At 71.5% G+C, this 25,734-nt stretch carries 24 protein-coding genes; 10 read left to right on the top strand and 14 right to left on the bottom strand.

Annotated elements, in window-relative coordinates:
- Positions 1–177: 177 nt before the first annotated feature.
- The 8 genes from E4P39_RS19015 to E4P39_RS19050 all read right to left on the bottom strand — a co-directional run bounded on the left by E4P39_RS19015 (position 178) and on the right by E4P39_RS19050 (position 9,405).
- Entirely contained in the window at positions 178–2,001 is a 1,824-nt protein-coding gene (locus E4P39_RS19015; RefSeq protein ID WP_135138159.1) for an NAD(P)/FAD-dependent oxidoreductase, read from the bottom strand.
- A gap of 998 nt (positions 2,002–2,999) precedes the next feature.
- Positions 3,000–3,935: a ribokinase gene (locus E4P39_RS19020; RefSeq protein ID WP_135138160.1), complete on the bottom strand. Its 936-nt coding sequence runs from the start codon at positions 3,933–3,935 to the stop codon at positions 3,000–3,002.
- Positions 3,932–4,885 (bottom strand): nucleoside hydrolase, encoded by a 954-nt coding sequence (locus tag E4P39_RS19025; RefSeq protein ID WP_135138161.1) that lies wholly within the window; start codon positions 4,883–4,885, stop codon positions 3,932–3,934. Before E4P39_RS19025 ends, E4P39_RS19020 begins: the two co-directional genes overlap by 4 nt.
- Entirely contained in the window at positions 4,882–5,637 is a 756-nt protein-coding gene (locus E4P39_RS19030; RefSeq protein ID WP_135138162.1) for a glutamine amidotransferase, read from the bottom strand. The genes E4P39_RS19025 and E4P39_RS19030 overlap by 4 nt, the downstream gene beginning before the upstream one ends.
- Entirely contained in the window at positions 5,634–6,689 is a 1,056-nt protein-coding gene (locus E4P39_RS19035) for a phosphotriesterase (RefSeq protein ID WP_135138163.1), read from the bottom strand. The genes E4P39_RS19030 and E4P39_RS19035 overlap by 4 nt, the downstream gene beginning before the upstream one ends.
- Positions 6,690–6,693: 4 nt before the next feature.
- Positions 6,694–7,698, bottom strand: coding sequence for an ABC transporter permease (locus E4P39_RS19040; protein ID WP_135138164.1), 1,005 nt, complete (start codon positions 7,696–7,698; stop codon positions 6,694–6,696).
- A 4-nt stretch (positions 7,699–7,702) separates the two neighbouring features.
- Positions 7,703–8,455: an ATP-binding cassette domain-containing protein gene (locus E4P39_RS19045; protein ID WP_245159954.1), complete on the bottom strand. Its 753-nt coding sequence runs from the start codon at positions 8,453–8,455 to the stop codon at positions 7,703–7,705.
- Positions 8,452–9,405, bottom strand: coding sequence for a substrate-binding domain-containing protein (locus E4P39_RS19050; protein ID WP_135138165.1), 954 nt, complete (start codon positions 9,403–9,405; stop codon positions 8,452–8,454). Before E4P39_RS19050 ends, E4P39_RS19045 begins: the two co-directional genes overlap by 4 nt.
- 136 nt (positions 9,406–9,541) lie before the next feature.
- Here E4P39_RS19050 and E4P39_RS19055 point away from each other — a divergent pair, with 136 nt between their 5' ends.
- Positions 9,542–10,540, top strand: coding sequence for a LacI family DNA-binding transcriptional regulator (locus tag E4P39_RS19055; RefSeq protein WP_135138166.1), 999 nt, complete (start codon positions 9,542–9,544; stop codon positions 10,538–10,540).
- A gap of 460 nt (positions 10,541–11,000) precedes the next feature.
- The gene (locus E4P39_RS23040) at positions 11,001–11,312 is read left to right on the top strand and encodes a hypothetical protein (protein WP_245159955.1); all 312 of its coding nucleotides are present in this window, start codon (positions 11,001–11,003) and stop codon (positions 11,310–11,312) included.
- A 25-nt stretch (positions 11,313–11,337) separates the two neighbouring features.
- On the opposite strand, the gene E4P39_RS19065 is transcribed toward E4P39_RS23040, so the two are convergent.
- Positions 11,338–12,834 carry a PucR family transcriptional regulator ligand-binding domain-containing protein gene (locus tag E4P39_RS19065; protein WP_245159964.1) on the bottom strand — a complete coding sequence of 499 codons (1,497 nt, stop codon included), beginning with the start codon at positions 12,832–12,834 and terminating at the stop codon, positions 11,338–11,340.
- A 165-nt stretch (positions 12,835–12,999) separates the two neighbouring features.
- Between E4P39_RS19065 and E4P39_RS19070 the strand changes: the two genes are divergently transcribed.
- From E4P39_RS19070 to E4P39_RS19095, 6 genes are all read left to right on the top strand, one after another.
- On the top strand, positions 13,000–13,890 hold the full coding sequence (locus E4P39_RS19070; protein ID WP_209306623.1) for an FAD binding domain-containing protein: 891 nt from the start codon (positions 13,000–13,002) through the stop codon (positions 13,888–13,890).
- Between the two features lie 86 nt (positions 13,891–13,976).
- Positions 13,977–14,489: a (2Fe-2S)-binding protein gene (locus tag E4P39_RS19075; RefSeq protein WP_135138168.1), complete on the top strand. Its 513-nt coding sequence runs from the start codon at positions 13,977–13,979 to the stop codon at positions 14,487–14,489.
- 37 nt (positions 14,490–14,526) lie between these two features.
- Positions 14,527–16,833 carry a xanthine dehydrogenase family protein molybdopterin-binding subunit gene (locus E4P39_RS19080; RefSeq protein WP_167761976.1) on the top strand — a complete coding sequence of 769 codons (2,307 nt, stop codon included), beginning with the start codon at positions 14,527–14,529 and terminating at the stop codon, positions 16,831–16,833.
- Positions 16,830–18,266: an amidohydrolase gene (locus tag E4P39_RS19085; protein ID WP_245159956.1), complete on the top strand. Its 1,437-nt coding sequence runs from the start codon at positions 16,830–16,832 to the stop codon at positions 18,264–18,266. The genes E4P39_RS19080 and E4P39_RS19085 overlap by 4 nt, the downstream gene beginning before the upstream one ends.
- A gap of 258 nt (positions 18,267–18,524) precedes the next feature.
- Entirely contained in the window at positions 18,525–18,674 is a 150-nt protein-coding gene (locus tag E4P39_RS19090; protein WP_280790876.1) for a hypothetical protein, read from the top strand.
- A complete protein-coding gene (locus tag E4P39_RS19095; protein WP_280790877.1) occupies positions 18,629–19,000 on the top strand; it encodes a type II toxin-antitoxin system PemK/MazF family toxin in 372 nt (123 codons plus the stop codon). The genes E4P39_RS19090 and E4P39_RS19095 overlap by 46 nt, the downstream gene beginning before the upstream one ends.
- A gap of 279 nt (positions 19,001–19,279) precedes the next feature.
- Here the strand turns inward: E4P39_RS19095 and E4P39_RS19100 are convergent, their stop codons facing one another.
- From E4P39_RS19100 to E4P39_RS19115, 4 genes are all read right to left on the bottom strand, one after another.
- Positions 19,280–19,903: a universal stress protein gene (locus tag E4P39_RS19100; RefSeq protein ID WP_245159958.1), complete on the bottom strand. Its 624-nt coding sequence runs from the start codon at positions 19,901–19,903 to the stop codon at positions 19,280–19,282.
- A gap of 214 nt (positions 19,904–20,117) precedes the next feature.
- Positions 20,118–20,513: a hypothetical protein gene (locus tag E4P39_RS19105; RefSeq protein WP_135138172.1), complete on the bottom strand. Its 396-nt coding sequence runs from the start codon at positions 20,511–20,513 to the stop codon at positions 20,118–20,120.
- A gap of 63 nt (positions 20,514–20,576) precedes the next feature.
- The gene (locus tag E4P39_RS19110; RefSeq protein ID WP_135138173.1) at positions 20,577–20,954 is read right to left on the bottom strand and encodes a VOC family protein; all 378 of its coding nucleotides are present in this window, start codon (positions 20,952–20,954) and stop codon (positions 20,577–20,579) included.
- 66 nt (positions 20,955–21,020) lie between these two features.
- Complete coding sequence (locus E4P39_RS19115) at positions 21,021–22,004, bottom strand: sigma-70 family RNA polymerase sigma factor (protein WP_135138174.1); 984 nt, start codon at positions 22,002–22,004, stop codon at positions 21,021–21,023.
- A gap of 125 nt (positions 22,005–22,129) precedes the next feature.
- On the opposite strand from E4P39_RS19115, the gene E4P39_RS19120 reads away from it, so the two are divergent.
- The gene (locus tag E4P39_RS19120; protein ID WP_135138175.1) at positions 22,130–23,371 is read left to right on the top strand and encodes a GNAT family N-acetyltransferase; all 1,242 of its coding nucleotides are present in this window, start codon (positions 22,130–22,132) and stop codon (positions 23,369–23,371) included.
- A 527-nt stretch (positions 23,372–23,898) separates the two neighbouring features.
- Positions 23,899–25,212 carry a BtrH N-terminal domain-containing protein gene (locus E4P39_RS22710; RefSeq protein WP_245159960.1) on the top strand — a complete coding sequence of 438 codons (1,314 nt, stop codon included), beginning with the start codon at positions 23,899–23,901 and terminating at the stop codon, positions 25,210–25,212.
- A gap of 23 nt (positions 25,213–25,235) precedes the next feature.
- Here E4P39_RS22710 and E4P39_RS19130 read toward each other — a convergent pair whose 3' ends face one another.
- The gene (locus E4P39_RS19130; RefSeq protein ID WP_135138177.1) at positions 25,236–25,718 is read right to left on the bottom strand and encodes a ribose-5-phosphate isomerase; all 483 of its coding nucleotides are present in this window, start codon (positions 25,716–25,718) and stop codon (positions 25,236–25,238) included.
- Positions 25,719–25,734 lie beyond the last annotated feature (16 nt).

Genomic DNA, 25,734 nt, shown 5'->3' on the forward strand with positions numbered 1-25,734 from the left:
GCGATCTGCGTGGCGCCGTCGAACAACAGACACATCAGTAGCTCCGACGCGAGCCCCGCAGTGGCGACAAGGCGATCGGGCAACGCTCCTTCCGTGCGGTCTCGCCGGTGGCGGCTCGTGGCCGCACCGTCGAACGTGGCCGGCGTCCGGACCCCGACGGCCCGGACGCGCCAGCGGTCAGCAGAGGTGGTGCACCGGCTGGAGCCCGTGGACGGGGGTCGGAATCCCCTCGTACCGAGCTTTGAGTTGCAGCGCCAGGAACGAGGAGTAGTGCCGGGACTGGTGCAGGTTGCCCCCGTGGAACCACAGCGCCTCCTGCTGAGTGGGCTTCCACATGTTGCGCTGCTCGCCCTCCCACGGACCGGGGTCCTTGGTGGTGTCCGAGCCCAAGCCCCAGACCTTCCCCACCGTGTCCGCGACCTCCTGGCTGATCAGGTCGGCCACCCACCCGTTCATCGACCCGTACCCGGTGGCGTAGACCACCAGGTCGGCAGGCAGCTCCGTGCCGTCGTCGAGGACGACGGCGTCCTCGGTGAGCCGGACGACCTGTCCCAGCGCGAGCTTGACGTCGCCGTTCGCCACCAGGTCGGCGGCGCCCACGTCGATGTAGTAGCCGGATCCGCGGCGCATGTACTTCATGGCGAGTCCGGAGCCGTCGTCGCCCCAGTCGTGCCGGAAGCCCGCCTTCTCCAGCCGCTCGTAGAACTCGGCGTCGCGCTCCTTGATCTCCTCGTACACCGGTCTCTGGAACTCGTGCATGATCCGGTACGGCACCGAGGCGAAGATCAGGTCGGCCTTCTCCGTGGTGATGCCCGCGGCCAGCGCCTGCTCCGAGTAGAGCGGACCGAGCGCCAGTTGCGTGAAGGTCTCGCTCTTCACGATGTGCGTCGAGGAGCGCTGCACCATCGTGACGTCGGCGTCGTGCTCCCACAGCGAGCCGGAGATGTCGAACGCCGAATTGTTGCTGCCGATGACAACGCACCGCTTGCCGGCGTAGGCGTCCGGGCCGGGGTGGGCCGAGGAGTGCTGCTGGTCGCCGCGGAACACCTCCTGCCCGGGGATGACCGGAATGTTCGGCTTGCCTGACATCCCGGTGGCCATAACCAGGTGCTTGGGCCGCAGCGTCAGTGGATCGCCGTCACGCTCGACCTCGACCGTCCACTCGCCCTGGTCCGCCCGGTACGACGCTTTCGTGGCCACGGTGCTGGACCAGTACGGGACCTCCATCGCCTCGACGTAGGACTCGAGCCAGTCACCCATCTTGTCCTTGGGAGAGAACACCGGCCAGGTGTCCGGAAACTTCAGGTAGGGCAGGTGGTCGTACCACACCGGGTCGTGCAGGCAGAGCGACTTGTACCGGCCGCGCCACTGGTCACCGGGCCGCGGATGCTTGTCCACGACAAGGCTCGGCACGCCCAGCTGGCGCAGCCGCGCACCCAACGCGATGCCCCCTTGGCCGCCGCCGACGACGAGCACGTAGGGCTGCACGGAGGTGCCGAGCTCGGCCTCCTCCCTCTGCCGCCGCTCCAGCCAGGTCAGCCGCTTCTTCTTGACGCCGTGCTCGGCACCGATCGGCCGGCGGGCACCGCGCGACTCCTCGTACCCCGTGAGCTCCTGCAGAGTGGTCAAGAATGTCCAGGCCTTGGTCTGACCGGCCTCCTCGACCAAGCGCGCCATGCCGCGCCCCCGCCCGACGGCGGTCTGGAAGGTGAACCACACGGTGGTGACGCCGTCGGCCTCGTCCGGCGGTTCGTCGACGGCGAAGGACGTCGGGTCCGTGCGGTCGAGGGTGCCGGTGAGCAGCTCGGCGACGCCGACAGGGTCTTCGACCGTGATGATGTTCCAGCTGAACGAGAGCAGGTCCCGCCAGAAGCTGGTCGCGCAAAACATGCCGGCAGCCCGGGCGACGTCGCGCTCGCGCAGCGCTTCCTCGAATTCGGCGAACCACCTCTCCACCCGCTGCATGTGGCTGTGCGCGGGCGCGTCCAGGGTGTGGGTCATGCCGTCTCCTCCGTACGGTCACGGCTGGTCGGAAAGAGCTCGTTTCGCCGGTGCATCCTCACCGTTTGGACGACGTCTGGATGACGACCGGCGAGCGTTCCTCTACCGCTGCGGCCAGGACCGTTTCACTGTCAGATCGTTGACGATGTTGATCGCGGGCACGCCGCACCGATTGGCGAACGCACGGTCGAGTGCTCCTCCAAGGACCCGACAGGCACAGAGGCTCTCCCTCGGGGCGGCGGCCCCGGCCGCACCGGCCGGGCTCGTACGACAGTCAACCCTCGGCCGACCGCCGACCCCATGGGGAGAACTCCCCAGTCCTCACGCCCGGGTGACCAGCGCCTCGGCGATCCACCCTGTTCCAGTGCGCGGACCACCGCAGCGGTCCGGGAGCTCGTTCCGGTCTTACGCAGCATCGGCTCCCAGTGCTTCTCGGCCGTCTTCCGCGGAATGATCCAGCGTCGCCCGCAGCACCTCCTTCATGCGCAGGGATGAGTGAAGAAGGTTGGCGCGTCGTCGACAGCTAGCCCGCAGGATCAAGAAGCACAGACGCGTGGACAAGGGTGTTGGAGGCGCGCGTCAGCGCGGGACGGGCGGAGGCCGTCCCTTCAGTTCTTCTCCAGTTGCCGACTGGACGCGACGATCGGCGGGTCCTCCCCCACCAGCCGCCCTCGTTCCCTCGACCGTGTGCGTCACTCGCGCGTGAGAATCTGCGCCTCAGAGCCGCCTAGGGCCGGTGTACATGTCCAGCTCCGGCCGGGCATAGCCCGCCGTCGGCAGAGGCACGCCGAAGGCACACTGGAGAGAGAACAAGGCCGTGACCAGCAGAAGGAGACGCTTGGAAACCAAGCCTTCCAAGCTGGCCATGCCGGGTTCGATCCCGGTCACCCGCTCCACCGCACGCCACCCCATGACCTGCTGGGACCGTCACGGCACTGCACCTCCTGGCCGCGGACGGCCTCCCGACGGCTCGACCGCCGGCAGGAGTCCGTCAACCCTCAGGGGGCGAGCGGAGACGTTCGGCCCGTGGAGCCGAGGTGGTGCACGAGATCCGCGCGGATCCTCGCGCCCGGGTGGACGGTGCTGGCGGCGGCCAGGGTGTTGGCGGAGCGCACCGCCTCGAGCAGTCCGGTGCCGCGCGCCAGTTCCTGCGCGAGGCAACCGCAGAACACGTCACCGGCACCGCTGGCGTCGCGGGTCGACGTGGGTATCCCGGGCACCAGGACCGGCGCCGCCCCCTGCTCGAAGCAGAGCGCGCCGTCAGCCCCCAGCGTGACCACGACGCTGCCGGTGTGACCGAGTGCTGCGACGCACTCCGCGACCTCTGACGCATCCGTCGGCTCAGGACGTCCGGCCAGACGCCCGAGTTCGCTGCGGTTGGGCACGAGCACGTCGACGAGCGGCAACATCCTCCGGACGCCCTCGGGGTCTGCCGGCATCGGTGCTGGGTTCAGCACCACCACGGCACCTGTGGCCGCCTCGACCGCCGCGGTTACGGCGTCCTGGGGCACTTCGAGCTGCAGGAGCAGCACCGTGGGCCCTGCTGCGGTCACCGCGTCGGTCACCTCCTGCGCGGTGAGCGAACCGTTGGCACCCGGGTCGACGACGATGGTGTTCTCGCCGTTGTCGTCGACGGTGATGACGGCGATGCCGGTCCCGACGTCCTCGCGCACTGCGACCGCGGTCAGGTCGACGCCGACGTCGCGGAGCGCGGCGAGCGATCGCTCCCCCGGTTCGTCGTCGCCGACCGCCCCGACCATGGCTACCTCCGCGCCGAGGACCGCGGCGGCCACGGCCTGGTTGGCTCCCTTTCCTCCGGGCGAGGTGAGGCGCACACCGCGAGTCAGGGTGGTCTCGCCCGGCGAGGGCAGGACGGGGACCGTCAGGGTGGTGTCGTCGTTGAGCGACCCCACGACGCAGACGAGACCGGTCATGCCGATCCCAGGCGGTCGAGCGCGGCCAGGACCAGGTCCCAGTAGCGCTCGGCGTCGAGCTCCATGGCGACCGAGGCGTTGGGCGCGTGGTCGGGCAGCCGGTCGAACAGGTCGACGACCGTGGTGCCGCGGGTCCAGGTCCCGTCGAGCTCCACGGCCACGAAGCAGTCGCGCCAGCGGATGACGTCGGGGTCCAGCAGCGGCGCGATCGTGCACGGGTCGTGCACCGGTGGGGCCGCGAACTCCCAGATGCGCTCGTAGGAATCGCCGAAGAACCCCATCCATGCCGCGCAGGTGCGACCCACGTCGTGGGGCATCGCCGACATGCGCTCGACGACCGCAGGGGTGGCCAGGGCCTGGTGGGTCAGGTTCAGTCCGACCATCCGCACCGGCACGCCGGCACGGAGGACGACGTCGAGCGCTTCGGGGTCGGCGAAGGTGTTGAACTCCGCAGTCGGGGTGTGGTTGCCCCGCTCGGTGGAGCCACCCATGAAGACGATCTCGCGGATGTACCGGCCGAGTCCCGGCTCCTCCGACAGGAGGATTCCGAGGTTCGTCATCGGACCGGTGACCACGACCGTGACCGGGTCGGGCGAGTTCACCAGCAGGCGCCGCAGCATCTCGGTGGCCGTCTCGTCAGCCGGTGCGACCGTCGGCTCGGGGAGCTCAGGGCCGTCGAGTCCACTGACCCCGTGGACGTAGTTGCCCAGTGCGACCTGACCGCGCATCGGCCCCGCGGCGCCGGCCGCCACGGGGACGTCCTCGCGGCCGGCCAGCGCGAGCACCCTCTGGGCGTTGCGCGTGGCGTCCTCGACCGCACAGTTGCCGAAGCAGGTGGTGATGCCGAGCAGGCGCACGCCCGGCGATCCCAGCGCGAGCAGGATGGCGACGGCGTCGTCGTGCCCCGGGTCGCAGTCCAGCACGACGGGCGTGGGGACGACGTCGCTCATCGTGCGACCAGCCAGCGCAGCATGCCGCCGACGAGCGGGGCGAAGCCGTCCCAGGCCAGGAAGTCCTCCGGGCACCAGTGGGGGCCGATGTCGGAGGTCCACACGAGGGATCGCCCCTGTCCCACCTCCCGGGTGGCGATGAGCACGTCGCCTCCGACGGTGGCGACGACCGTGGCGTCCTCCCGAGGCCGGACCAGGTTGTAGCCGAGCAGCGTCGGCGCGGAGCCGATCAGCTCCGCCCAGCCCGCGGCCACGGGGTGGGCGGGCACGTCGAGGGCGATCGGAGCGCCCTGGGGCGCTTCCACCCGGTCGTCCGCGTCGAGCATCGTCACCGGCAGCACGTCGGCGACGGCGGTCCTGGCGAAGTTGGCCCGGGCCTGGAAGCCGGTGAAGCTGAGGTAGCCGCCGGCCATCATCAGACCGCCACCGCCGCGGGTCCACTCGGCCAGGGCGAGCAGCGGGTTGTCCACCCGGCGTCCCTCGAGGAACACCTCCGGAGGGAGGACGAAGCTGTTGGCGCCGATGTCGGAAAGGATGACGGCGTCGTACGCGGACAGCGCCTCGACGGTGCGGGGGAAGGAGCCCGGCACGTCGTGGGCGTACATCTGCTCGATCTCCACGCCCTCGCTCGCGGCAGCTGCGATGAACGCGTCCGCGCCGGTGTGGAAGGTGGTGCTCGAGAACTCGTCGAAGCCCTTCACATGGGTAGCGGTCGAGATCCAGCTCTCGCCGGCCAGCAGGATGCGGGTCACGGTGTCCCCTCGGTCGGTTGTCCCTGGCCGCCGAAGAGGCGGCGCGGGTTGTCGGTCATCAGCGACAGGACCTGCTCCTCGTGCACGCCGTGCCGGCGCAGACGAGGGGCGAAGTATTGGAGGATGTGCGCGTAGCCCGGGCCGCCGTGGCGACGCAGGAGCGACTTGACGAACACGTCCTGGCTAAGGAGCAGCCGGCCGCCGTAGCCGCGCTCGACCAGGTGGGCGAGGTGGGCGGCGTTCTGCTCGTCGGAGGGGCACTGCACGCCCTGGTCGGCGTAGTAGACCTCCATCCCGAGCATGTCGTACTGGACCCAGGCACCCCGGTCCATGGCCGCACGCTGATAGTCCCGGTCCTCCCCCGACGGGCCCATGTGGCACAGCACCAACTTGGAGAGGTCGGCACCGACGCTCTCGGCGAGGTCGAGGACGGTGCCCGCGAGGCGGAACCAGCCGGGCAGGTGGATCTGGATCGGCAGCCCGCATTCCACCTGGGCCGCCAGAGCACCCCGCAGGCTGACCTGCTCGGCCGCGCTGAACTCGGCGCTGACCCCGATCTCGCCGATGATGCCGGGCCGCACGCCGTCCTCGCCGTCGCGGACGTCGGCCAGGATGCGGTCGGTCACCCCGTCGGGTCCGAGCGCCACGACGTCGACCGGGTGGGAGGCCTCGAGGTAGAACCCCGTGCCGGCCACGACGTGCACGCCGGTGCGCTCCGAGATCCGCCTCAGCCCGGCGAGGTCGCGGCCGATCCCCCAGCCCGTGGCCTCGACGACGGTGCGCCCGCCGAGCGCGGCGAAGCGGCCCAGCTCGGCACAGGCCACGTCGATGTCGTCGAGCGCCAGGTTCGCGCGGTTGCCGAAGGGGTCCTGGCGCAGGTCCCAGAGCAGCGCCTCGCTGACCGGGGCGTCCGCGAACTCGTCCGGGTCGAGGCCGTGGGACCCGCTGCGCTGCCACCAGGACGAGACGTCGTTGAGCAGGTGCTCGTGGGTCAGGGTGATACCGAGGTCGTCCGCGGCGACGGGCCCGCGGACGGTCTGGACGGTGGTCACCGGCTCACGTCCGCTGCCCCGAGATGCGGCTGAAGAGCTTCGCGTTGAGCAGGATCGCGACGATGAGGATCAGACCCTGGGTGATCGGCACCCAGTAGACGTCCACCCGCAGCAGGACCAGCCCGTTGCTGATCACGCCGAGCGTGATCGCGCCGATCGCCGAGCCGATGATCGATCCCTTGCCGCCCATCAGGGCGGTGCCGCCGAGCACGACGGCGGTGATGACCTCGAGCTCGAAGAGCGTGCCGGAGTTGGACGAGCCGCTGGCCAGGCGGGTGGCGGTCATCACTCCCGCCAGAGCCGCCGCGAGCCCGGTCAGCGCCAGCACGGCGAGCACGATGCGTCGGACGTCGACACCGGCGCGACGCAGGGACTCCGCGTTCGAGCCGACCGCGACGACGTACCGCCCGAATCGCGTGTGGTTGAAGACGTACCAACCCACCGCCACGACCACCAGCGCGATCCACGTGGGCGTGTACAGACCGGCGAGCCTGCCGTTGCCGATCGGCAGCAGGAAGTCGGATGTGATCGGCGTGCTGTAGCCGTCGGTGATGAGCAGGGCGAGACCTCGCACCGCAGTGAGCGCGGCAAGGGTGACGATGAAGGACTGGAGCTTGCCGAACGCCGTCAGCGCGCCGTTGACCATCCCGATGCCGAGTCCGAGCACGAGCGCGAGCGCGAGCGCCACCAGAGGGCTGCCGCTCTCGGCGAGGATGGCCAGCGACGCCGCGGTGAGCCCGAGGATGGACCCGACGGAGAGATCGATGTTGCCGGTGGTGATCACGAAGGTCATCGCGACGGCGACGACGATCGTCGGGGCGACCTGCCGGGCGACGTTGACCAGGTTGCCCGACGTCAGGAAGGCGTCGGTCTGCAGGCTGAAGAAGACGAACAGCACGGCGAGCACGGCGGAGATCGACAGCACCCCGAAGTTGCGGTGCACGAAGTCCTGGCGCGCGCCGCGCCGGTCGGCGCCACCGGTGGTGGGCGCGACTGTCTGGGTGCTCACGCTGTCACTTCCCCATCATCGCGGTCACGAGACCGCCGAGGTCGGTCTCGGAGGGCACCAGCTCGCTGTGGTTGACGCCCTCGTACAGGACGACGAACCGGTCGGCCACCTCGAAGAGGTCCTGGAGGCGGTGGGTGATCAGCACGACGCTGACCCCCCGGGCGGAGACGTCGCGGATCAGCTGAAGGGTCATCTCGACCTCGCGCGCCGCGAGGGCAGCGGTCGGCTCGTCGAGCACCAGCACCTTCGGCTCGAAGGTGACGGCGCGGGCGATGGCGATGGCCTGGCGCTGGCCGCCGGACATGTTGGCCACCAGCTGACGGGTGTCGCTGATGCGGATGTGGAGGGTGGCGAGGTCCTTCGCGGCTTCTTCGTGCATCCGCTTGTGGTCCAGGCGCCGGCTGAGCGGGCGGTAGATCTCCCGGCCGAGGAAGAGGTTGCCGGCGACGTCCACGTCGTTGCACAGCGCCAGGTCCTGGTAGACCATCTCGATCCCCGCGGCCCGCGCCGCGCGGGGGCCGGAGCCGGTCAGCGCCGCCCCGTCCACCCGGATCTCCCCCGAGTCGGGGATGACCGCGCCGGCCAGCATCTTCATCAAGGTCGACTTGCCCGCGCCGTTGTCCCCGACCAGGCCGACGACCTCGCCCCTGCCGACCGTCAGGTCGACACCCCGCAGCACGTCGAGCGCTCCGTAGCGCTTGCGGATCCCGCTCATCTCGACCCGCGGCGTCGAGAGGTCGCGGGTGCCGGAGGTCACTCGAAGATCTCGCGGTACTCGTCGACGTTGTCCGAGGTGACGATGGCGATCGGCACGTCGATGAAGCCCGCCGGCTCCTCGCCCTCGAGGAGCGCGGCGAGCTCGTTGACCGCCTCCACGCCCTCCTGACGGGGATCCTGCTGCACCACGGCGGTGACCAGCCCGCTGTCGATGCCCGCGATCACCTCCGCGGTGAGGTCCCAGCCGATGACCTTGGTGGTGCCGTTCGGGTCCAGGGCGGCGACGGCACCCACGGTGGCCGGCTCGCCCGTGGTGTAGACGAAGTCGAGGTCGGGCTGGGCGGTGACCAGGTTCTGCGCGGCCGTCGCCGCCTGCTCCTGCACGTTCTCGCCGTCGACGGCCTGCGTGAAGGTCGCCCCGGCCGCGTCGACTACGGCGCGGAAGCTGTCCTCGCGCTGGTTCTGGATGAACGAGTTGCGGGCGTCGACCACGCCGTAGGCCGCCCCCTCGGCCAGGCCCTCGCCGACGACCCACTGGCCGGCTTCTTCCCCGGCGGCCTCGTTGTCGACCCCCACGAAGGTGTCGACAGCCCCCTCCTCGAGCTCGGCGTCGATGGCGACCGTCCGGATCCCCTGCTGGGTGGCCGCCTCCACGGCCGGCAGCACGCCGTTGACGTCGATGGCGACCACGATCAGTCCCGTCACGCCCTGGGACACGAAGTTCTCGATGTCGCTGTTCTGCTTGGCCGAGTCGTTGTTGGCGTTGGCGATCTGCAGGTCGCACCCCGCCTCCTCGGCCGCCTCCTGCGCGCCCTCGTTCATCTGCGTGAAGAAGGCGGCGGTCTGGTTGATCTGGGTCATGCCGATCACGCACTCGTCAGCCGGCTCGCCGGCCGCTCCGGTAGCGGGCTCCTCGTTGCCGGTGCTGCAGGCAGCGAGGGCCAGGGCTGCGGCGGTCGCCGAGACGGCCACGCGGAAGGGTCGGGTCATGGGGTCCTCGCTTCGTCGGAAATCGATTACCGAGATCGGGTGTGACTGTAGACACGGCAGTCCGGCGTAGTCCAGAGTCGACGTGAAATCGATATCCCGAGTGCCTCGGCACCTCGTCCGAGGACAGGAGGCTGTCGTGCCGCTGGCCCGCTCGGCCACGATGGCTGACGTCGCGCGGCTGGCCGGCGTGTCGGTGGCGACCGTCTCCAGGACATTGAGTGGCACACGGTCCGTCGACCCGGTCATGCAGCGCAAGGTCACCGAGGCCGCCGAGCAGCTCGGTTACCGCGTCAACCTGGTCGGCCGGGCGCTGCGTCAGACCCGCACCTCGACCGTCGGGCTGGTCGTGCCCGACCTGGACAACCCGTACTTCTCGGCGCTCGCCCAGCAGCTCTCGCGCGCCTTCTCCGACCCCGGGATCGACCTCCTCGTGTTCAGCGCCGACGGGTCGTTGGAGACCGAGGCTCGGGGCGTCCGCTCGTTCCTGGGGCGCCAGGTCGACGCACTCGTGCTGATCCCCGTGCACGAGCAACGCAGCGAGCCCTCCGTCACCGCTGCGGCGGCCGCGGTGCACACCATCCAGCTCGACCGCCGCGTCCAGGGCACCGCTGCGTCCTACGTCGGCGTCAGCAACCGGGCGGGGATGCAGCTGGTCCGCGATCACGTCGCCACCGCCGTCGACGTCAGCACGCATCCCGTCGTCTACGTCGGTGCGAGGCCGGACTCCTCCTCCGCCCACGAACGCCTCGACGGCATGCGGCAGTACTTCTCACCCGACGTCCCCACCCTGCTCGGCGACTTCTCCGCCGCATGGGGGCGGGAGGCGGCAGCCCGCATCCTCGCCGACGGCTGGACCGGCGCGACGGTGGTGACCGCTGCCGACGTGATCGCGCTCGGCGTCCTGGCACACCTGTTGCACGAAGGCCGATCGGTCCCCGACGAGTTCCGCATCGTCGGCTTCGACGGGATCGGCGCAGCAGCACTCGCCCACCCGTCGCTGACCACGGTGCGTCAGCCCGTGGAGAGGATGGCGCGGTCGATCCGGTCCCTGATCGAGTCCGACGACAATGCTTCGTCGCACTGGTTCAAGCCCGACCTCGTCATCGGGGAGACCAGCCCTGCCGGGACGCCCTGACGATCAGGACCCCAGATCGGGCGGCGTGCACCTCGCGGGGGTGGACGGCGTCGCGGTGCGGCGGGCTGTCGCGGTCGCCCTGCTCGCGGCCGTAGATGCGTCAGCCGCGCACGGCGCGGCCGCGCGTTGCATCGGCGAACTGTAGCTCTCGACGGGCAAGGGACCGACGACCAACAGGGGACCCGTTTTCTCTGCCCGCCATTCGTGGCGCGAGGCATGCGGAAGGTTCGAAGCCTTGTCGACGCGCCGCGGACCAGCAAAGATGGCGCGCGAGGTCTCAAGCCTTCCACGCTGACTGTGCGGGTTCGATTCCCGTCACCCGCTCAACGCGACATATCGCGGAAACCGCTCACAGGTTGCCGCGACAGCGTTTACGTGCGGGCGGTTTGCGGTGTCGCCATGCCTCTCATCCCTCGGCGAATGAAAGCCGCCGTCAGACCCGGTGCGGGACAGTCCGGGGGTGAAGGTGATGCCGGGCGGCGATCCGCCGGGCGACCGTCATGCCGCCACTGAACACCAGACTGGCGAGACGCGGGTCGGTATTTCCCAGCGAATGGGTACAGCAGAGCTCATGCAGATCGACAAGGAACAGGTAATGGAGCTGCTGCGCTCGAAGGGCGAAGCGGACAAGGTCGAGCAGGCCGACCGTGAACTGCCCGACCGGATGGACACGGACGACGACGTGGACCTCTTGTCCCGGTACGGCCTCGGGCCACAGGAAGTCATCGCCAAACTGGGCGGTGGCCCGCTCGGCGGATTGACCGGCCGCTGAGACGACGGCCGCCCCGGGACCGGCATCACGGCGCATGAGTTCTGCACGCCAGCTCATCGAGGGCTAGGGCCAGAACCAGGGCCGTGTGCCGCTGCGGCGCGGCGATGTCACCGATCAGCTCCTCGATCCGCTGCAGCCGGCCGTACAAGGTCTGGCGTCGCAGCCGCAGCGCCTGCGCGGTCTGCACCTTCGACGAGGCATGGGCCAGGTAGATCCGCAGCGTGCGCACGAGCTGGCTGCCATGGGCTGCGTCGTAATCGGCGAGGGGGCCGATCTCCTCTCGCACCAGGTGGTGAGCCAGCGGCCCGTCACTGACGCCGGCAAGCAAGAGCCGGGCCGTCATGCCCGCCGCCGACACCACCCGGTCACCGCCGGCGGTGAGCGCCTGCGCAGCCCGCGCCCGGGCGATCGACCGGTCGACGTCCTCGAGTCTGCCCACCACGGTCCCGGCGACCACCCGCGCGGATGGTGGTCCGAGCGCGTCCACGGCGCGCAGCACCGCACGCGCGGCCGCGGTCACCGCCGAGGTACGGACGACGGCGACGACGTCCTCCCCCACGTCGGCGACAAGGGCCGTGCCCGGTGCCACGGCGCCGGCCACCGCTCGGACGACGATGTCCAGATCGGTCACCGGGAGGTCGGTGACCACCAGTGCCGCGTACCGGCCATCGGCCGAGAACGGCAGTCCGAGCACGCGGGCTCGGGCGACCAGCTCGCCCGGCGCCCGCCAACGCCGCTCGGTGAGGTCGTCGACCAGCTGGCGCCGCCGGACCTCGAGGTCGGCACCGGCGGCCGAGCGGAGCAGTGCCAGCCCGAGCGCCTCGGCGCCGTAGCCGCACGCGGCGCCGACGAGCGGGTCGTCCGTGCGGGCGGGCGGCAGGACGGCGACGTGCCCCCAGTGGCGGTCGAGCAGGACGACGTCCCGGCGGGCCACCGGCCGGCCGCGACGTCCTGACCCGTTAGGGCCCTGGCCCGCCGCGGCAACCAGCGCGCCCTCAGCGGTGGTGACCACCACGGGTGCGGACACCAGCTCGGACAGCAGGACAGTCAGCTCCGGGGGACCGGCCCCGTCGAGGAGCGCATCGGTCAGCACCTGCCGGACGTCCCGCCCGCTGCGCGCCGTCCCCGCCGCGCGCTCCAGGATCGTGGTCTGCACCTGCTCGGTGATCTCGACGAACGGAACCACCTCCCGCAGGACGAGCAGCGGCAGACCGTGCTCGCTGCATGCGTCGACGAGCGCGCGCGGCGCCTCGGGGAACGTCCAGCCGAGCTCCAACGCCAGCGCCGCCACGCCCCGGGTGGCCAGCGCAGCGACGTAGGCGGCCTCCCCCACCGCACCGCGCCCGGTGATGCCCAGGCCGGTCGTGAGGAGCAGCTCCCCTCCCCGGAGCAGGTACGCCGCCTCGGCCAGCTCACTGGTGTGCACCCAGCGCACCGGGCGGTCGAGCAGTTCCGCGCCGACCACCACCTGCGGGTCCGCCCGTCGGAGGACGTCGAGGGCGAGCACCTCGGCAAGCGTCATCGTCACGCGCCGACCTCAGCAGGCGGTGGACGAAAGGTCCAGTCGCGGCCGCGCAAAGTGCACCAGAACGTCCATGGCGCCGGGCCGCGAGAGTGCCGACGATTGACCCCCTCGGGAGTTGGCGTCAGTCGCAGTCGGCACCGACGGACAGCAGGAGGAACGCCGGTGAAACCAGCTCCGTTCAACTACCTGGCACCGACCCGCATCGAAGAAGTTCTCGATGTCCTGCGGGAGTACGGCGACGAGGCGAAGGTGCTCGCGGGCGGTCAGAGCCTCGTGCCGATGCTGAACTTCCGGCTGGCCCGACCGGCCGTGCTGGTCGACATCAACCAGGTGGCTGACCTGGACAGCATTCGGGCCGAGGACGGCACGTTGCGCATCGGCGCCACGTCCCGGCAGCGGGCCCTCGAGCGTCACCTATCGCGGGCCGCCGACGGTCCGGAGACCCTGCTGCGGAGCGCGCTCGGGTACATCGGGCATCCGCAGATACGCGCTCGCGGGACCGTCGGCGGCAGCCTGGCCCATGCCGACCCGGCGGCGGAGTTGCCCGCTGCGGTCAGTGCCCTGGGCGCCACCCTTGTGATCCGGAGCGCCGACGGGTCACGCGAGGTCGCGCCCGAGGACTTCTTCGAAGGCTTCTTCACCACGTCCATCGCCGCCGAGGAGCTGCTCACCGAGATTCGCGTCCCGGCCTGGCCCGAGGGCACCCACAGCCGCTTCCTCGAGGTCAGCCGTCGCCGAGGCGACTTCGCGCAGGTGGCGGTGGCCGCGGTGGTGACCGTGGCCGACGGCCTGGTCACCCGGGCCGGGCTCGCCGTTGCCGGTGCCGCACCCAGCACCGTGCAGGCGCACAGCGTCGTCGACGGCCTGGTCGGTTCCGAGCCCGACACGGACGCCATCGCTCAGCTGGCCGGGAACTTCGCGGCCGACCTCGACCCACCCCCGGACACGCACGGCCCGGCGGAGTACCGGCGCCACCTGACCCGGCACCTGCTGCAGCGGGCGATCGCCGAGGCGACCGGGCTCGCCGGACCCCGTGCGACCTCGGCCGCCTGACCCCTGACCAACGAGAGTCCACCTCGGGCACCCACCGAGGACCGACGAGTGGGCCGGGAACGACCGGCCGGGAGAGCGAGCATGCGATGGACGTCGAGGAGCGGGCGACGGTCGACCCCGTCGGCACGCGGGAGAAGACGATCACGGTGACGGTCAACGGGGACTCGTACCAGCGGACCGTCTCCGTCCGGCACTCGCTGGTCGACTTCCTCCGCGAAGACCTCGGCCTGACCGGTTCCCACGTCGGCTGTGAGCACGGCGTCTGCGGCGCGTGCACCGTCCTGTTGGACGGCGAGCCGATCCGGGCGTGCCTGATGTTCGCCGTGCAGGCCGACGGGAGCCAGCTGACCACGGTAGAGGGGCTGGCGGCCGGCGACGAGTTGCACCCCATCCAGCAGGCCTTCTGGGAGAATCACGGCCTGCAATGCGGGTTCTGCACACCCGGGTTCCTGCTCACCACCTACGACTTCCTCCGCGAGAAGCACGGAGTGACCGAACCGGAGATCCGGGAGGCACTCTCGGGCAACCTCTGCCGGTGCACCGGCTACCAGGGGATCGTGCGCTCGGTCCAGGCCGCTGACGAGGCGTGGGAGCGCTGACATGGGCGTGAAGATGGTCGGAGCCAGCGTCCGGCGCATGGAAGACCCTCGGCTGCTGCGGGGCGAGGCCGCCTTCGTCGACGACATCCGCTTCCCCGGCCTTCTGCACATGGCGGTGCTCCGCAGCCCGCACGCACACGCCCGGATCCTGTCGGTGGACGTGCGCGCGGCCCGGGAACTGCCGGGCGTCCTCGACGCGTTCTCCGCCGCCGAGCTCGGCGCAGACCCGCCGGGCATCCCCTTCTTCTACAACCCGGAGTCCTTCCGCCCGGCGCCGCAGTACCCGCTGGCGACCGACACCGTCCGCTACGTCGGCGAGGGCGTAGCCGTCGTCGTCGCCGAGAGCCGGCACCTGGCAGAGGACGCCCTCGAGCTCATCGAGGTCGACTACGAGCCCCTTGAGGCGGTGGTCGACGCCTACGCCGCCATCCAGCCCGGAGCACCGGTGCTGCACGAGAACGCCCCCGACAACGTGGCGGCGACGATGGTCTACGAGAGCGGCGACGTCGAGGCAGCCTTCGCCGGTGCGGATCGGATCATCAGCAAGCGGCTGGACATGCAGCGCTACACCGGCATCCCGATGGAGACCCGCGGCGTGGTCGGGCACCGCGACGCCGTCACGGGCGAGATGACGATCTGGGCCTCCACCCAGTGGCCGCACACCATGCGCACCGTCCTGGCGGGCATGCTCGCCGTCCCCGCGCGCTCGATCCGGGTCATCACGCCTGACATCGGCGGCGGCTTCGGCATCAAGGCCGACTTCTACCCCGAGGACTTTCTGGTGCCCTTCTCCGCCGGCCGGATCGGCCGGCCGGTGAAGTGGATCGAGGACCGCAACGAGCACTTCCTGACCATCGCCCACTCCCGGGAGCAGATCCACGAGCTGGAGATCGCCCTGCGGAACGACGGCACGATCCTCGGCCTGCGAGCCCGGCACATCACCGACTGCGGGGCGTACCAGAGACCGCTCGGGCTGGTGAACGCATCCCTGGCCGGGACCAGCCTCGGCGGCATCTACCGGGTGCCCGCGCTTCGTGTGGAGGCGGTCTGCGCCTCCACGAACAAGGCCCCCGCGTCGGCCTACCGCGGTGCCGGCGCACCGGAGGCCACCTTCGCACGCGAACGCCTGCTGGACATCGTCGCCCGCGAACTCGGCGTGGACCGCGCCGACCTGCGCCGCAAGAACCTGCTCACCCCCGAGGAGATGCCCTACGACACCGGCCTGGTCTCGCTGGAGGCCGCCGTGATCCTGGACAGCGGGAGCTTCCCGGCCGCCTTCGAGCGGGCGCTGGACATGGCCGACTACGCAGGCTTCGCAGCACGCCAGCAGGCTGCCCGCGAGGAGAGCCGGCTCATCGGCATGGGCATCTGCGTCTACCACCAGCTGACCGGCACCGGCCCATTCGAGGGAGGCAGCGTGCGGGTCGACCCGACCGGCGAGGTGACGATCAACTCCGGAGCCGCTCCGCAGGGCCAGGGCACCGCCACCATGCTTGCTCAGATCGCCGCCGACGAGCTGCAGGTGCCGCACGACACCATCAAGGTCGTGTTCGGGGACACCGGCCGACTGGCCCACGGGATGGGCACCTACGCCAGCCGGAACGCGGTCATGGCCGGTACCGCGGTGGTGATGGCGTCGACGAAGGTGCGCGAGAAGGCCTTGGCGCTGGCCGCTCACCTGGTCGAGGCGGACCCATCCGACATGGTGCTCGAGGACGGCTACGCGCACGTCAAGGGCGTGCCGACGACGCGGGTCAGCTGGGCCGAGATCGCGGCCGCGGCGAGCCCAGGCGGCAACCGGCCGGAGGGGATGGAACCGGACCTGGAGTCGGTGCAGTACTTCGAGAACATGGCGGCCCCCTACTCCTACGGGATCCACATCGCCGAGGTGGAGGTCGACCCGAACACCGGCGTCACGACGGTCGGCCGGTACGTCGTCGTCAACGACGCCGGGACCATCGTCAACCCCCGCAACGCCGAGGGACAGATCGCCGGCGGGGTGGCCCAGGGACTCGGCGGCGCGCTGATGGAGGAGCTCGTGTATGCCCCGGACGGCCAGCCGCAGTCGACGTCCTTCCTCGACTACCTGATCCCGGGCAGCCTCGATGTCCCGGACGTGGAGATCGGGCACCTGGAGACGAAGTCCCCGCTGAACCCGCTGGGCGTCAAGGGCATGGGTGAGGGCGGCGCGATCGGCGGGCACTCCGCGGTGGCCAATGCCGTCGCCGACGCCATCGAGCACCTCGGCTGCACCGTCACCCGTACGCCGCTCAAGCCCGCGACTGTCTGGGAACTGATGCGTTCGGCAGCTGCGGCGCCGGCCAGTGCCGGCCCGACGGCGTGACCGACCTCGCGAGCCCCGCCGCGGCCCAGGACGATTCGCCTCCCCTCACCGTGCTGTCCGGGGCCACCGTGATCACGATGGACGGCGCTCGGCGGGTGCTGACCGACGGGGCGGTGGCATTCACCGACGTCCTCCTCGCCGTCGGGTCCACGGCCGAGGTGCTCGCCGCCCACCCGGACGCCGATGTCATCGACTGCTCCGGGCGGGTGGTGCTGCCCGGGTTCGTCAACACCCACACCCACCTGTTCCAGACCCTGCTCAAGGGGCTGGGCGACGACCGGGTCCTCTCCGACTGGTTCCTGACGATGACCGGCCCGTCGGCGGTGCGACTGACGCCAGACGACTGCTACGCCGGAGCGCTGCACGGGTGCGCCGAGGCACTGACCACGGGGACGACGACGCTGCTCGACTTCATGTACGTGCACCCGATGGCCGGCCTCGGCGACGCTGTGGCAGCGGCGATGTTCGACGTCGGCATCCGCGGGGTCATGGCACGGGGATACATGACGGCCGGCAGCGACGTCGGGGCGCCGCCCGAGCTCATCCAGCCGCTGGACGTGGCCATGGCCGACGCCGAGCGGCTCATCGGCGAATGGAACGTCCCTGGCTCACGGATCAGCGTGGGGCTGGCGCCATGCATGAGCTGGACGGTGGACGAGGCGACACTGCGGGAGACGCGCGCGCTGGCCGACCGCACCGGGGCGCTCGTGACCATGCACCTGGCGGAGTCGCCGTTCGACGTCGCGGAGTCCGTCCGTCGGTTCGGGGTTCGGGACGTCCCCTTTGCAGCCGACACGGGGTTGCTCGGCCCCGACCTGCTGGCCGTGCACTGCGTGCAGGTGGACGGGCAGGACCTCGACCTGATCCAGAAGTCGGACACGAAGGTGTCGCACAACCCCTGCTCCAACCTCTACCTCGGGTCGGGCTTCGCGCCCGTTCCGGCGATGCAGCGGCGCGGCATCACCGTGGGCCTGGCCTCGGACGGCCCGGCGTCGTCGTCGAACCACTCGATGCTCCAGGCGATGAAGTTCGCCGCCCTCCTGCACAAGGGCGTGCATCGCGACCCGGAGATCATGACGGCGGAGAAAGCACTCGAGATGGCCACCATCGACGGCGCTCGAGCGTTGGGTCTGCAGGAATCAATCGGCTCCCTGGACGTGGGCAAGCGCGCCGACCTCGTCGTCCTCGACATGTCGAACCTCTGCGTGACGCCGGTACACGCGGCCGTGTCGTCGCTGGTCTACAGCCAGCGCGGCGACGAGGTCGATCGGGTCTACGTCGACGGTCGGCTGGTGGTGGACGGCGGCGTGCTCGCCACGGTCGACCAGGATGAGGTCCGGTCCCGTTCCTTCGCGGCGGCCGCCGGCCTGGCAGCGAGGGCCGGAACCGACCGGCTCGCCGACAGGGAGTGGCGGTCGCTGGTCGGCGCCTGACCCGACATGAAGATCACGCGGTAGCGCTCGCACACCATGCCACGGCCAGCCATCGGGTTGCTAGCGGTCCGGCCGCACGAGTTGCGCCATCGGCGCCACGTTGGCTGCGGCACCGGGCACATGTCCCGCGCCGGGTCTGATCTCGGTTCTCACGCTCCGACGAGTGCCGGACGGTGGTCCGGTCGCGGTGGAACCACCGTCGACGCAGACCTCCTCCAAGCCGCGCGACGTGTGCGAGCCGGTGACACCGACGCCGTCATGATCGACGAGGCGCTCCGCGCGCTGGTGGCGCGCCACCGTTCAGCTGAAATCGAGGCGAGCTACACCGCCTACGACGAACACCCGCTCGACGAACCGGACGAATGGGGAGACTTGGCCTCGTTCCGCGAAGCCGCCGCACGGTCGTGACTCCTCTGCCCACGCGCGGTGAGGTCTGGTGGTGCGAAATGTCCGACATCGGGCGCCGCCCGGTCGTCGTCCTCTCCCGCGACGCAGTGATCACCCGACACCGGCGGGCACTCGTCGCACCGTGCACCACCACGATCCGCGGCCTCGTCAGCGAAGTCGGGCTCGAGCCCGGCGAGGACCCGGTACCCCGCCGTTGCGTGGTCAATATGGACTCGGTCGAGAGCGTCTCTGTCGCGATCCTCGTCGAGCGGCTCGGACGGTTGGCCGACACGCGCATGCGGCAGATCTGCGGAGCCTTCGCCGTCGCGGTCGACTGCGCGGACTGACGCTGCCTCGGTGAAGGAATCCACCCATACAGGGCACATGTCGTCGGCGGCCACCGTCCCGCCGGACCGGCCCGCCCACGCTGGCGGAGAAGGGGAGCGAGTCCGGGTTGTCCGCCCCGTCCGGGACGACTCACCGCGCCATAGCCTTCCAAGCTGGCCATGCCGGTTCACGGTCACTCACTCCACAGGTGCGCAGGCCAGAGCAACCTCCCGGGCGCGGCACTGTTCCATCCGGACCACATGCCAAAGGCACACGCCAGCACCGGCGGCTGCCACGACTCAGTTCTGGGCGCCCGCCTCCGACCGCTCCCCCACGGTGCCGCGCCGACGAGCTCGCGCCTCGGGCCCCCGCTCGCGGCGCCGTTCCCGGTGCAGCTTCAGCCGGTGACGATGCGCCTCGGGCGACTGGACGACGGTCACCGGGCACGTGGCGTGCATCGTGCACTGCATGCTCGTCGAGCCGAGCAGCATGTTGTGGAAGCCACCGTGCCCGCGGCTGCCGAGAACGAGCAGGTCCGCGCCCTGCGACTCGCGGATGAGCACGTCCGACGGCGTCCCCATGACGGCCCGCACGTGCACCTCGGGCACCGGTCCGGACAGCGCCCGCGTGACCTCCTCGAGCACGGCGCGCGCCTTCTCCTCGTGCTGAGCCCCCAACGTCCGGATGAGTCGTTCCTCCTCCGCCGCGCCCACCCCGTTGAAGTCCATCCAGTAGTCCGGCGGCCGGAAGGCGATGACCGCCTCCACCGGCACGCCGCGTCGCGCCGCGTCCTCCAGGGCGAACTGCAGGGCGGCCCGGGAGCCCGCCGAGCCGTCGACCGCGGCCACCACCCGGGGCCCGCGCATGATCTCCGACACGAAGTGAGGGCTGTCGGCGTACAGGGTGTCTTCCTCGTCGTTCACGACGCCACCTCCTCAGGAGCCATCGCCATTCTTCGGCCCCGGAGACGGCCGCGACCTCGGCGAGGCTCACCGGTCCGGGCTCCACCTGAATGGTCCGCCCCGGCAGAGCCCGCGACAAGGACTCCAGTCCTCGCTGATCGACGAGTCAGACCGCCCCGGACGACGTGCGGGACCAGTAGCGCGTCCGGCCGCGGCCGGTCCGGGTCACCCGCTCTCAGCGGGCTTCCGGACCGCCGTTCCGCAGGCCGCGCACCGCTCCCCTGACACGGCCGACGAACGCCGGCACCGCTCTCCGTCGGTCGCCGGCCTGGACGAGCGACTCCAGGACGGCAAGCCGCTGCTCCATCTCCCGCAGCCGCCGGGCCTCGGAATCCGAACCGTCCTCGCGCGGCTCCCGCGCCAGCTGGGCCAGGCCCTCCGACAGGCCGGTCATCAGGTTCGCCACCTCCGACGGCAGCAGGCGGACCGTGCCCACACAGGTGTCGTGCCGCCAGACGCTGAGGTTCACCAGCCCCGACTCGACGTGCGTGGAGATCCGGACCGCGCGGCCCTCCCCGCGCACGTCCCAGGCCCACTGACCGCGCACCGGAAGCCGTACGACCGTCGTCATGGCCTCAGGTTGCGCGGCCCACGGAGCGGCGTCAACAGACTCCGGAACCGCGATGATCAGCCCTCAGTCCTCGTCGATCACCGAGAAGACGTTGCCCGCCGGGTCGGTGAACCAGGCGATCAGCGGCCCGCCGGCGCGCATGATGCCCATCTCGTCGGTGGGCGGGTTCTCGTACCGCTCGAAGCGCACGCCGCGAGCGGTGAGCTCGTCCACGGCCTTCTCCACGTCGGGCACCGGGAAGTTGAGCACCGTGAACGTCGCGGGGCTGTGGTCGTCCTTGGCGTACACGAGCACGAACCCACCGCCGCCCAGTTCGAGCCGCATCAGGCCGTCCATGCCGAGCGGCGACGTGCGCAGGCCCAGCGTCTCCTCGTAGAAGCGGCGGGCGGCATCCAGGTCGTCGACGGAGAAGCCACTGTAGGCGGAGCTGTCTGCGAGCACGGTCGTCTCCTTCGTTGGGTCCTGCAGTGCAGACCCCCGGGCGACGGCGAACTCATCGACGCCGGCCTAATCGGGCGACTCCGGCAGGCCGAGGCGCCGGAACAGGCCCGTCCCGTGGTCCAGGAAGCTGGAGATGTGGGCGACGCGGCCGTCCTCGATCTCCAGGACGTGCAACGCCCACGGCTCGTGACCGCCGCCCTCGTGGGGACGCCACTGCGCGATCGCGGGGGTGCCGTTCGCATCCACCTGCGCCAGCCGGGAGTTCCGGCAGCCCGCACCCGGACCGAGCATCCAGGCACCGATGTCGGAGCGCCCACGCAGCCACATCTCGAACGGCGGCATGTGCTGCGTGGCGTCGTCGTGCAGCAACTGCACGAACGCGTCGATGTCGTAGCGCTCGAACGCGTCGACGTAGCGGGCGAGCAGGTCGCGGGCGTCGTCGTCCAGCGGCCGTGGCGGCGGGGAGCCGCCGACGGAGGCCAGCGTCGCCCGGGCCCGCTGCAGCGCGCTGTTGACCGACGCCACGGTGGTGTCGAGCAGCGACGCCACCTCGTCGGCCTTCCAGCGCAGCACCTCGCGGAGGATCAGCACGGCGCGCTGCCGGGGCGGGAGGTGCTGCAGGGCGGCGACGAACGCCAGCCGGATCGACTCCTTGGCCACGGCCCGCTCCGCCGGGTCGCCGTCCTCGGGCAGGACCGAGCGGTCGAGCACCGGCTCGACCCACGCCGTGTGCGGACGGCGCGCCGAGAGGGAGGACTCGACCGGTTGCCAGGGCGAGCCGGAGAGGTCCATCGGCAGCGCGCGCCGTGACCGGCCGGACAGCTGGTCGAGGCAGACGTTCGTGGCGATGCGGTACAGCCAGGAGCGCAGCGCCGACCGGCCCTCGAAGTCGGCCAACCCGCGCCAGGCCCGGACCATCGTCTCCTGCACGGCGTCGTCCGCGTCGAAGGAGGAGCCGAGCATGCGGTAGCAGTAGCCGGTCAGCTCGCGTCGGTGTTCGAGCAGCCGCGGGTCGAGCTGCTCGGCGGGTCCGATCACCACGCTGGTCACGAAGACCACTCCTCTTGTCGACGTCGCGCCAGCACACCACAGGACGCCGACACTTCGGCAGCCCCGGCCGCGCCGATCGACGAACTCGGTGGCCGCGTGTCGCACCCGCCCGGTAGACAGCTCGTGTGGCCGACCTCGAATCCCAGCTCCGCCCGGCGAGACCGGAAGAATGGCGTGCCTGGCGGGGCGCGATGAGCGCCTCGTTCGGCGACGCGATGACCGGGCCCTACCTCGACGAGCCGCCGCCGGTGGCCGAGCTCGAGCGCTCCCTGGGGCTGTGGGAGGGCGACCGCGTCGTCGCCACCGCCGGCATCTACACGCGGGTGCTCACCGTGCCGGGCGCCGTGGTGCCGTGCGCCGGGATCACCTGGGTCACCGTGGCGCCGACGCACCGGCGGCGCGGCGTCCTGACGGCGATCATGCGCCGCCAGCTCACCGAGCTGCACGAGGAGCAGCGGGAGCCGGTCGCCGCGCTGTGGGCCGCGGAGCACCCGATCTACGGGCGGTTCGGCTACGCCCCCGCCACCTTCCGCGGCGGGCTCACCGGGGCCACCGAACGGCTGCGGCTGCGCAAGGACGTCGACCTGGGCGCCGGCCGGGTCGACCTCGTGTCGGTCGAGGAGTACCGGTCCGCCGTCGTCGGGCTGCACGACCGGCTGCGTCGCACGGTGCCCGGCAACCTGGCGCGGGACGACCGCTGGTGGACCCGCCTGCTCCGGGACGACGAGGACCAGCGCAAGGGCGCGCCTCCCCGGGCCTACCTCCTGCACACCGAGCCCGACGGCGAGGTCACCGGATACGCCGCCTACCGGGTGAAGGGCGCCTGGACCAGCCACGGTGAGCCCGACGGGACGATCACCGTCGAGGAGGTGCGGGCCGCCACCACCCCGGCATACGCGGCGCTGTGGCGGCTCCTGCTCTCCGTCGACCTGGTGCGCACCCTGCGCGCGTCGATGTCGTCACCCGACGACCCACTGGTCCACCTGCTCGCCGACGCACGCGCCCTGCACCGCAGTCCGGTCGACGCGCTGTGGGTCCGGCTCGTCGACGTCGACCGCGCGCTGGCGGCGCGCCGCTATCCCGCGCCGATCGATCTGGTCCTGGAGGTGCGCGACCCGTTCTGCCCCTGGAACGCCGGTCGGTGGCGGCTGTCCGGCCATCCCGCCGGCGCCTACTGCGGGCGCACCGACCGCGACCCGGACCTGATCCTCGGCATCGAGGAGCTGTCGGCGGCCTACCTCGGCGGGGTCTCGCTGGCCTCCCTGCAGGCGGCGGGCCGGGTCACCGAGGTCAGCCCCGGCGCGGTCACCCTGGCGGCGACCGCGTTCGGCTGGCCGGTGACCCCCTGGTGCCCCGACGAGTTCTGACCGGTCCCCCCGCCCTATGCGCCCTCATCGCATCGGACGACGGCTCCGATCGTCTGCCCGTCGGGGCGAGGACGCCGTGCGATGGCCTGGTCCGGGAGGATCGACGGGCCCGGGGAGCGGGCGCACGCCTACTGGCGGCCGCCGAGCAGGTGGCCCGTGATCGCGGCTGCACGCGGATCGTGGTTTCCTCGTTCACCTTCCAGGCGCCCGGCCTCTACGCGCGGCACGGCTTCGTGGAGACCGGCCGGACCGAGGGGCTGCCGATCGAAGGCGCGGCTGGCGTCCATCTGACGAAGCAGCTGCGCGGATCAGCGCGACAGCGCCGCCGGGGCTATCGTGCTCTCGGCGAGCCTCACGCCCAACCCCAGACCGGTCCTCCACGCGGGCCGGCGACGCGGGGCAAAGGGGACTACGAGAGCCTCGAGGCGCTGCACGGCCCGGACGTCCTCACCTGTTCGGATGCCACGGCTGCGGCGGCGCACGGCGCGTGGAGCCGTCGCCGCGGGCGCAGCCGGGAGAGTCCGACGATGACCACGACCAAGCAGCTCAAGTCCCGCGTGCGCGCGCGGATGGCACGGACCGGCGAGCGCTACGCCGTCGCCCGCGCCCACGTCGTCGGCTCCGTCGACGCCGGTCCCGTCGTAGACCTCGGATGGGCTCTGCGCGGGGGTGTCGATCCGGACACGGCGGCCCTGACCAACGTGCTCGCCCACCGCGGGGTCACCGGCCCCGACGGGCCGCTGACCGAGCCGCTGCTCTTCCTCGTCGGCGGCGGCCTCGGCGCCGGCTACATCCTGTGGGAGTTCGCCCACGACGACGGCCGCGTGGTCACCCTCGGGTTCACCCACTCCTGGCAGTACTTCGACCGGCGGCTGGCCACGACGGTCGATCGGCTGGGCCTGGACGTCGCCTGGGCGCGCACTGGCGGCGCCGCGGGCGCGGCCGAGGCGTTGTCCTCGACGCTGGCCGCCGGCGATCCGGCGATCGTCTGGCCGGACCGCTACCACCTCGGCTACTGGAACCTGCCGCCGTTCCTCGACGGACAGGGCGGCCATCCGGTCGTCGCCTACGCAGCGGCCGGGGGTCGTGTGCACGTCGACGACCGCACGCTGGCGCCGCTGACCGTGCCGGCCACGGACCTGGACCGGGCGCGGGCCCGGGTAGGCAGCTACCGCAACACGATGCTCGTCGTCCGGACCACGGACGCCGCCGTGCCGGCCGACCGGCTGCGCGCCGCGGTGCGTGCCGGGCTGGAGGCCGGCGAGGACCACCTCGGCGGGACGTCGACCTCCTTCGCGCTGCCCGCCTGGCGGAAGTGGTCACGGCTGCTCGTCGACCCCCGGGCCGCGAAGGGGTGGCCGACGGTGTTCGCCGACCGGCGCGGGCTGTTGCGGGCGCTTGCCAGCGTGTGGGAGGGCGTCGAGTCCGCCGGGATGGCCGGCGGGCACCTGCGCGGGCTGTTCGCCGACGGACTCGAGCAGGCCGCCGTGCTGCTCGACGAGCCGGGGCTGGCCGCCGAGGCGCCGCGGTGGAGAGAGATCGCCGACCGCTGGCACGCTCTCGCCGAGACGGCGCTGCCGGACGACGTCCCGGCGATCGCCCGGCTGCGGACCCTCACCGCCACGGTCACCGGAGCGGTCGCCGAGGGCGACGCGGGGTCGGCGGAGCGGGCGGCGGCCGCCGAGGAGCTGTGGCGGCTGCGGGCCGAGCACGCCGACGCGCCCCCGCTGGACGAGGAGCGCCTCGCGGCGGTGCTGGCCGGCATGAGCGGGCACCTGGCCGCGATCCACGACGCCGAGGCCGCGGCGGTGACCGACCTCGGCGCCGTCCTGAACAGGTGACGGCCCTGCCCACGCTCCCCTTCCTAGGGGCGCGTGGGCAGGCCGCCGGCCGGGCGGTGCCGGTCACGCTCGTAGTCGGTGATGAGGCCGATGCGGCGGACGTGCCGCTCGTCGTCGCTGAACGGCGTCCCCAGGAACTCGAGGACGAGCCGGGTGGCTTCCTCGTCGCTGTGCTGGCGGGCGCCGATCGAGACGACGTTCGCGTCGTTGTGCTGGCGGGCCAGTTGCGCGGTGTCGGTGTTCCAGACCAGCGCGGCCCGGACGCCGGGCACCTTGTTGGCGGCGATCTGCTCGCCGTTGCCCGACCCCCCGATGACGACGCCGAGCGAGCCGGGCTCGGCGACGGTCCGCTCCCCCACCTCGAAGCAGAACGGCGGGTAGTCGTCCTGCGCGTCGTAGGTGAAAGCGCCGCAGTCGACGGGCTCGTGGCCGGCGTCGGCGAGGGCCCGCTTCAGGTGCTCCTTGAACTCGAGGCCGGCGTGATCGGTACCGATGAAGACGCGCACGGCGGCGAGTCTGACA

The sequence above is a fragment of the Blastococcus sp. CT_GayMR19 genome (assembly GCF_004570385.1).
Lineage (GTDB): Bacteria > Actinomycetota > Actinomycetes > Mycobacteriales > Geodermatophilaceae > Blastococcus_B.